At 63.0% G+C, this 1552-nt stretch carries 2 protein-coding genes; both read left to right on the forward strand.

Going from position 1 to position 1552, the window contains the following annotated elements; genetic code table 11:
- Positions 1 to 629, forward strand: a 629-nt coding sequence (locus tag BV106_RS21175; protein WP_038167992.1) for a hypothetical protein, incomplete at its 5' end; no start/stop codon positions are given.
- A 66-nt stretch (positions 630 to 695) separates the two neighbouring features.
- Positions 696 to 1430 (forward strand): hypothetical protein, encoded by a 735-nt coding sequence (locus BV106_RS21180; RefSeq protein ID WP_038167994.1) that lies wholly within the window; start codon positions 696 to 698, stop codon positions 1428 to 1430.
- The last annotated feature ends 122 nt before the right edge of the window (positions 1431 to 1552 follow it).

Consider the following 1552-nt stretch of genomic DNA (forward strand, 5'->3'; position numbering starts at 1 on the left):
CGAAGCTTCCAGAGCGCGCGCCCTTCCCGGTGGCTGGCGAGTCGCTGTTCGCTCCCGGGTTGGCGTCTCCTTATGCCGTCGTACGGGAGGCGGCGCTACGAGCGCTTCCCGACCCTGCGCCTGACCGCTGGCGGGACGCCATCAAGTCCGCGCTCGGGGACGCTGATCTCGGTGTGAGGCGCGCGGCCATCCACGTCACCCTGGGCACGCGAGATGCCAGGTTCGAGGAGCCATTGCTCAAGCTCGTGAGGGAGAATTTCGGACCCAACATCACCCGTGACGCCAGCGACGCCCTGATCCACCTCGGGTCCCGCTGGCAGTTGACCCAGGTTTGGGTGGAAGCTCTGGGGGATGAGACGCGCTTTTCAGAGGCGTTGGTGTCGCTGATCGAGCAGCTGACATGGCCGGAGGGGGCCCGCCTTCACCGGTCAACCGCGATACCAGCGGAAGAGAAGGCAGGGATCCGGCAGGCCTGGAAGCACTTGCTCGAGGATCCGGCGACCGAGAAACAGCTGCGTACTGGCGCGCGTGTGTCGGTATCAGATGCCGTGATGCAGGACCTGGGGGGACGTTATCGGGAATGGCTGCTTCCCGACGGACGGTCCTGGCCGCAGACCCTGAGCCAGTAAGCCATCTGCGCTTTCCACCGGGAGTTCTGATGGCGCATGTGAAAACTGCGGCTATGGGTCGAGGGCATGCCTCCGCTTCGTTTTCCGCTTTCGCCTGTCTGTCTGTTCGCCGTTGCGACGGCGCTCCTGGTCACCTCCTGCAAGACGATCCAGCCAGGGGAAGTGGGCCCGCTGAGCACGGTGACCCGGCAAGAGTGCCTGGCCCTGGCAGAACAGTATCTCAATCACACCTGGCACCCCACGGAGAAGAACCGCATGCACGGGATCGATGCCGATGGGCAACGGGTGGACACTCCGGACCATCTCTTCGCCCCTGCGGGCAAGACGCCAGGCTACTGGAAACCCGGCACCGTGAACTACGGCGTGCCCTACTGCTGGGGTGGCAATGATACCCCGGAGTCCTTTGACCGCGCCCTGAAGGCTGGCAAGTATGCCGGGGATGTGTACACCGAGGCCAAAAGGGCGGGTCTGGAGAACGCCGTAAGTCGGCACACCGCCGGGGTGGATTGCTCAGGCTTCGTCTCCCGCTGCTGGGGGCTAAGCTGGGCCTGCTCCACCCGCACTCTGCCGAAGATCTGCGACGAGCTGCCCTCCTATGATGCGCTCCAGCCAGGCGATGCCCTGAACGTGTACAACAACCACGTGGTGCTGTTCGCCGGATTCACCAATGCAGAGAAGTCCGAGATGCTGGTGTACGAGACCGGCAGCCCCCTGGGCTGGCGGGTGACGAAGCACACGGTGCCAGTGTGGTTCTTGAAACAACAAGATTTCAAGCCCTACCGCTACCGGGGAATTCGGTGATTCGGTAAATCAGTAAATCAGTAATTCAGTAAACCAGTGGGACGGCCATTGGGCCAGACAAGTTCGAGGAAAGGATGCGCGCCATTCTGGATTGTAGTCTCAGAAGGGCCGAAGGCCCGGCA

It is taken from the genome of Verrucomicrobium sp. BvORR106, assembly GCF_000739655.1.
Classification (GTDB): domain Bacteria; phylum Verrucomicrobiota; class Verrucomicrobiia; order Verrucomicrobiales; family Verrucomicrobiaceae; genus Verrucomicrobium.

Bases quoted from the DNA above. Each gene is read 5' to 3' on its own strand.
- BV106_RS21180 (WP_038167994.1), top strand. From the start codon at position 696: ATGCCTCCGCTTCGTTTTCCGCTTTCGCCTGTCTGTCTGTTCGCCGTT.